At 75.0% G+C, this 6442-nt stretch carries 4 protein-coding genes; 3 read left to right on the top strand and 1 reads right to left on the bottom strand.

Annotation, left to right across the window (positions count from 1 at the left end; all coding sequences use genetic code 11):
* On the bottom strand, positions 1 to 1332 hold a 1332-nt coding region (locus tag ACOV8S_RS16845; RefSeq protein ID WP_448318617.1), incomplete at its 3' end, for an SWIM zinc finger family protein.
* 145 nt (positions 1333 to 1477) lie between these two features.
* Between ACOV8S_RS16845 and ACOV8S_RS16840 the strand changes: the two genes are divergently transcribed.
* The 3 genes from ACOV8S_RS16840 to ACOV8S_RS16830 are packed head-to-tail and all read left to right on the top strand — an operon-like array spanning position 1478 to position 6410.
* Positions 1478 to 2632, top strand: coding sequence for an ATP-binding protein (locus ACOV8S_RS16840; RefSeq protein ID WP_448318616.1), 1155 nt, complete (start codon positions 1478 to 1480; stop codon positions 2630 to 2632).
* Positions 2629 to 5157 (top strand): DUF5682 family protein, encoded by a 2529-nt coding sequence (locus ACOV8S_RS16835; protein WP_448318615.1) that lies wholly within the window; start codon positions 2629 to 2631, stop codon positions 5155 to 5157. Before ACOV8S_RS16840 ends, ACOV8S_RS16835 begins: the two co-directional genes overlap by 4 nt.
* Positions 5154 to 6410 (top strand): VWA domain-containing protein, encoded by a 1257-nt coding sequence (locus ACOV8S_RS16830; protein WP_448318614.1) that lies wholly within the window; start codon positions 5154 to 5156, stop codon positions 6408 to 6410. Before ACOV8S_RS16835 ends, ACOV8S_RS16830 begins: the two co-directional genes overlap by 4 nt.
* The last annotated feature ends 32 nt before the right edge of the window (positions 6411 to 6442 follow it).

Genomic DNA, 6442 nt, shown 5'->3' with positions numbered 1-6442 from the left:
TCGCACCGTCACCGGATCACCGGGAGCCGCCGGCCAGGCGGTGAGCGGGGTGAAGCCACGGTGGCCGTACTCGCCGAAGACGCGCAGCGGCGCGCCGCCGGACAGGGAGACCAGCCGCCAGAAGCCGGCGCCGGAGGTGGCCGATGTGGTGACCGGCAGCGCCTGGCCGGCGGGGTCGGCCAGCTGCCACCCCCCGTCATGCGGCACCGGGACGACCGCCTCCAGCGTCACCGGAACCGCCTCCAGCCACGGGTCGTCACGCAGCGCGTCGCCGTAGAGGGCGGCGGCCTCCGCGGCGGAGAGCCCCGCAGGCCGCAGCGAGCCCGGAGCGGGGGAGGCGAACTGCTGGACCAACGCCACCCGTGGCTGCCCCGCCCCCGGGTACGCCGACAGCTCCGCGTCCAGGGCGAGCCCCGTCGGCAGCGCCAGCTCCGGCGCGCGGCCCGCCGCGCCGTAGGAGAGGAGAAGGGCGGTGCGCCCGGTCTCCTCGCCGTGCACCCATATGCGGCGGGTGGTGAGCCGGGCGTCCGCGGTGTCGTACTGGGCCAGCACCAGCCACCGGTCCCGCACCGCGGGGCCGTCGGCGGAGGCGGGCAGGCCGACCCGGGAGCCGACCGTGGCAGCGAGCTCCGCGGGCAGCCGCTCGCGGTGCAGCCAGCCGAGCACGAGGGTATGGAGCAGCGCGCACTCCTCCAGCAGGCGTACCGGCCATCCCGGGCCGGAGCCGGGTATCGCCCCCAGCTCCCGCACCCGCGCGGCCAGCCCCGGCGCCTGGGCGTCGACCATGCGGGCCGCCGTCTCCTCCCACAGCGCGTACCCGGCCTGCTCGGCGCCGGCCAGGCCGGACCGCAGCAGGTCGGCGAGGCGCCGCTCCAGCTCACCCGCGCCCACGTCGATCCGGGCCGCACGGCGCTCGGCACGCTTGCGCGCCGCCTCCGCGTCGACCGCGGCTGCGGTCTCCTTGCGCTCCGCCCGCTGCCGGCGGCCGTCCAGCCACTGCCGCACCCAGTCGGGCGGCTCCTGTCCGCCGGGTACGGCGGCCGGGTCGCCGGACCACAGAAGCAGCAGCCCCAGCGCGTGCTTGCAGGGGAACTTACGGCTCGGGCAACTGCACTTGAAGGCGGGGGCCGACGGGTCCCCCATGTCCACGATCGTCCGGTACGGCGTGCTGCCGCTTCCCTTGCACAGCCCCCACACCGCCCCCTCGTCGTCACTGCCCGCGCCGGACCACGGCCCGGACGCGGCGAGTTTGCTTCCGGCTTTGCGTGACGCCGCGTCAGGCGCCAGCGCCAGCACTTGTTCCGCGCTCCAGCGCACCCCCTGCTGAGTCATGACACCGACGGTACGACCCGCCACTGACAACGTCTCCACGGACGGCCCAATGCGACTCATATCCGCAGGTCATGACCGATTGTCAGTGCCGTGGTGCAAGGTGGTCAGCAGATCCGAACCGGCCGAGCTGGAGGGGGCCTCAGCCATGTCTGTGTCCATCGAACCGACGTCCGTCACCACGCGGTCCGACGACCCCGCGCCCGCGAAGGGCGCAAACACCGAGCAGGCTCTGCGGCCTCACGCGGAGGACGCCTTCGCCCAGGAACTCCAGGCGCTGGCGGCCGCCGACGACCGGCCCCGCCCGGCCCGCTGGAAGCTCTCCCCGTGGGCGGTCGCCACCTACCTGCTCGGCGGTACGCTGGCCGACGGCACGGTGATCTCTCCGAAGTACGTCGGTCCGCGCCGCATCGTCGAGGTCGCCGTCACCACGCTCGCCACCGACCGAGCCCTGCTGCTGCTCGGCGTCCCCGGCACCGCGAAGACATGGGTCTCCGAGCACCTGGCGGCAGCCGTCAGCGGCGACTCCACCCTGCTCGTCCAGGGCACCGCCGGCACACCCGAGGAGGCCATCCGCTACGGCTGGAACTACGCCCAGCTGCTGGCGCACGGCCCCAGCCGGGACGCGCTGGTGCCCAGCCCGGTGATGCGGGCCATGAGCGACGGCATGATCGCCCGCGTCGAGGAGCTCACCCGCATCCCTGCGGACGTGCAGGACACCCTGATCACCATCCTGTCGGAGAAGACGCTGCCGATACCGGAGCTGGGTGACGAGGTGCAGGCGGTGCGCGGCTTCAACCTGATCGCTACCGCCAACGACCGCGACCGCGGGGTCAACGACCTGTCCAGCGCGCTGCGCCGCCGCTTCAACACCGTCGTGCTCCCGCTGCCGGACAGCCCGGAGGCGGAGGTGGAGATCGTCTCCCGCCGGGTGGACCAGCTCGGCCGTTCCCTCGACCTGCCCCAGGCGCCGGACGGCATCGACGAGATCCGCCGCGTCGTCACGGTCTTCCGCGAGCTGCGCGACGGCCTCACCACCGACGGACGCACCAAGCTGAAGACGCCCAGCGGCACGCTGTCCACCGCGGAGGCGATCTCGGTGGTCACCAACGGCCTGGCGCTGGCGGCCCACTTCGGCGACGGCGTACTGCGGCCCGCCGACGTGGCGGCCGGCATCCTCGGCGCGGTGGTGCGCGATCCGGCCGCCGACCGGGTGATCTGGCAGGAGTACCTGGAGACCGTGGTGCGTGAGCGGGACGGCTGGAAGGACTTCTACCGCGCCTGCCGGGAGGTGTCGGCATGAGCGGCTCCGGCGCGCAGCCGTGGCTGCTGGGGGTGCGGCACCACGGGCCGGGGTCGGCCCGCGCGGTGCTCGCCGCGCTGGACGCGACCCGTCCCCGGGCGGTGCTCATCGAGGGCCCGCCCGAGGCGGACGCGCTCGTCGCCCTGGCCGGCGACGAGGAGATGCGGCCTCCGGTGGCCCTCCTCGCCCACGCGGTGGACGAGCCCGGGCGCTCCGCGTTCTGGCCGCTGGCCGAGTTCTCCCCCGAATGGGTGGCCCTGCGCTGGGCCGTCGACCACGAGGTGCCCGTCCGGTTCGTCGACCTTCCCGCAACCCACGTCCTGGCCCTGCAGGGGGAGGACAAGGCGGCCGTCCCCACGGCGCCGGACCGCGACACCGACCCGCTGAAGGCCGCCGACCGCGCGCGCGACGGTGACCTCGAAGGGGACCGGTCCGCGCAGGACGGTGACTCCCCACGGGACGCGTCCGGGCAGGACGGCGACGGGACGGCCGCTGAGGGCGCCGACGGCGCCGACGGCCCGGTTCCCGGGGGCGCGACGGGGCGGGCGGAGGACCCCGTCGACGGCATGCGGGTCGATCCGCTGGCCGTGCTGGCGGAGGCCGCCGGGTACGACGACCCGGAGCGTTGGTGGGAGGACGTGGTCGAGCACCGCGGCGCGGGAGAGGACCCGCTGGCGCCGTTCGCCGCCGTGGAGGAGGCGATGGGAGCCCTCCGCGAGACCTACGGCACGGGCGGCCACGACCGTGACCCGGTCCGTGAGGCCTACATGCGGCTGCAGCTGCGCGCCGCGCGCAAGGAGTTCGGCGACGAGGTCGCCGTGGTCTGCGGCGCCTGGCACGTCCCCGCACTGCGGCAGAGGTCCACCGTCACCGCCGACCGCGCCCTGCTGAAGGGTCTGCCCAAGGTGAAAACGGAGATGACCTGGGTGCCCTGGACGCACCGCCGGCTCTCCCGCTTCAGCGGCTACGGCGCCGGAATCGACTCCCCGGGCTGGTACGGGCACCTGTTCTCCGCGCCCGACCGCCCGGTCGAGCGGTGGATGACCAAGGTCGCCGGCCTGCTGCGCGACGAGGACCTGAGCGTCTCCTCCGCCCATGTCATCGAGGCGGTCCGGCTCGCCGAGACCCTCGCCGTGATGCGCGGACGCCCGCTGGCCGGCCTCGGAGAGACCATCGACGCGATCCGCGCGGTGATGTGCGAGGGCTCCGACGTGCCGCTGGAGCTGGTCCGCGACCGGCTGATCGTCGGCGACACGCTCGGCGAGGTGCCGTCCACCGCGCCCGCGGTACCCCTGCGCCGTGATCTCGAGCGCCGGCAGCGCGCGCTGCGCCTCAAGCCGGAGGCGCTGGAGCGGGAGCTGGAGCTGGAGCTGGACCTGCGCAAGGAGAACGACGCCGCCCGCAGCCGCCTGCTGCACCAGCTCCGCCTCCTCTCGGTCCGGTGGGGCGAGCCCGTCGCCTCACGCGGCGGGACCGGTACCTTCCGGGAGACCTGGCGGCTGTGCTGGGAACCGGAGCTTGCCGTCCGGGTGGCCGAGGCCGGAGTGTGGGGCACCACCGTGCTGTCCGCGGCCACCGCCAAGGCGGAGTCCGCGGCCGTGGACGCCACCGCGCTGGCCGAGGTCACCGCCCTGGCCGAACACTGCCTGCTCGCCGACCTTCCGGACGCGCTGCCCACCGTCATGAAGGCCCTCGCCGACCGGGCCGCGCTGGACACCGACGTGGCCCACCTGGCGGCCGCCCTGCCCGCGCTGGTCCGGACCCTGCGCTACGGCGACGTGCGCGGCACCGACACCGAGGCGCTCGCCGGGGTCGCCGCCGGGCTCGCGGAGCGGATATTCGTCGGCCTGCCGCCCGCCTGCTCCGCCCTCGACACCGACGCGGCGGAGGAGATGCGCCGCCACGTGGACGCGGTGCACTCGGCGGTGGGCCTGCTCGGAGGCGTTCCCGCCGTCGACCCGGAAGGGCTGCGCACCCGCTGGCACGGTGTGCTGCGCAAGCTGGCCGGACGGGAGAGCGCCCCCGGCGTGCTGCGCGGCCGCTCGGTGCGGCTGCTGCTCGACGAGGGCGCGCTCGACACCGACGAGGCCGCCCGGCGCATGGGCCTGGTCCTGTCGCCCGGCACCGGGCCGGCCGACGCGGCGTCCTGGATCGAGGGCTTCGTCGGCGGGGGCTCCGGCGGACTCCTGCTGGTGCACGACGAGCGGCTGCTCGCCCTGGTCGACGCCTGGCTCACCGGGGTTCCGGCGGACGCCTTCACCGACGTGCTGCCGCTGCTGCGCCGCACCTTCTCCGCCTACGAGCCGGGGGTACGCCGCAGCCTGGGCGAGCTGGTCCGCCGCGGACCGGCGGCCGGTGGCGGCACACCGGGATCGGCCTCCGCCCCGGTCGCCCCGGGCTTCGGCGACGGGCTCGACACGGCCCGGGCCGACGCCGTCCTGCCGGTCGTCCGGCTCCTGCTGGGCCTGGAACCGGGTCCGGCGCCCGACCCTCACCCCGACCACCTCGTGGAGGCAGCGGCATGACCACATCCCCGACGGCTTCCATCCCGACGGCTTCCACCTCGGCCGCGCCCGCAGCGGCTCCGGACGGCACGGCAGCGGGGGGTGTGGCGGAGGACGCGGCGGCGGAGCGGCTGCGGCGCTGGCGGCTCGTCCTCGGCGGCGACCGGGCCGACGGGACCGGTCACCCGCTCGGTGGCCGGGACGCCGCGATGGACGCCGCCCTCGCCGCGCTGTACGGCAGCGGCAAGGAGGCGCGGGCCGGCGGTCGGCCGCGCGGCGGTGAGCGGTCCGCGGGCCTGGGCGGATCGGCGCCCTCGGTGGCCCGGTGGCTGGGCGACATCCGCACGTACTTCCCGTCCTCCGTCGTGCAGGTGATGCAGAAGGACGCCATCGACCGGCTGGGTCTGTCCGCGCTGCTGCTGGAGCCCGAGATGCTGGAGGCGGTCCAGCCGGACGTCCACCTGGTCGGGACCCTGCTCTCGCTCAACCGGGCGATGCCGGAGACCACCAAGGAGACCGCCCGGGCGGTGGTCCGCAAGGTCGTCGAGGACCTGGAGAAGCGGCTCGCCAACCGCACCCGGGCGACGCTGACCGGCGCGCTCGACCGCAGCGCCAAGGTCAGCCGGCCGCGTCACCACGACATCGACTGGAACCGCACGATCGCGGCCAACCTGAAGAACTACCTGCCCGAGTACGGCACCGTGGTGCCGGAGCGGCTGATCGGCTACGGGCGGGCGTCGCAGTCGGTGAAGAAGGAGGTCGTGCTCTGCATCGACCAGTCCGGCTCGATGGCCGCGTCGGTGGTGTACGCGTCGGTGTTCGGGGCGGTGCTGGCGTCGATGCGCTCCATCGCTACGCGGCTGGTCGTCTTCGACACCTCGGTCGTCGACCTGACCGACCAGCTCGACGACCCGGTGGACGTCCTCTTCGGCACCCAGCTGGGCGGCGGCACGGACATCAACCGGGCGCTCGCCTACTGCCAGTCGCAGATCACGCGTCCCGCCGAGACGGTGGTGGTACTGATCAGCGACCTGTACGAGGGCGGCATCCGGGACGAGATGCTCAAGCGGGTGGCGGCGATGAAGGCGGCCGGGGTGCAGTTCGTGACGCTGCTGGCGCTCTCCGACGAGGGTGCGCCCGCCTACGACCGCGAGCACGCGGCGGCGCTGGCCGCGCTCGGGGCGCCGGCGTTCGCCTGCACGCCGGACCTGTTCCCGGAGGTGATGGCGGCGGCGCTGGAGAAGCGGCCGTTGCCGATACCCGACGCGGCCTGAGCCGCCGCCGGCCTCCGGGGTGGGGCGGGGCC

The organism is Streptomyces sp. CO7, from assembly GCF_053474865.1.
This window is presented reverse-complemented; position numbering and strand designations above follow the sequence as displayed.

Bases quoted from the DNA above. Each gene is read 5' to 3' on its own strand.
- ACOV8S_RS16835 (WP_448318615.1), top strand. From the start codon at position 2,629: ATGAGCGGCTCCGGCGCGCAGCCGTGGCTGCTGGGGGTGCGGCACCAC.
- ACOV8S_RS16830 (WP_448318614.1), top strand. From the start codon at position 5,154: ATGACCACATCCCCGACGGCTTCCATCCCGACGGCTTCCACCTCGGCC.
- ACOV8S_RS16840 (WP_448318616.1), top strand. From the start codon at position 1,478: ATGTCTGTGTCCATCGAACCGACGTCCGTCACCACGCGGTCCGACGAC.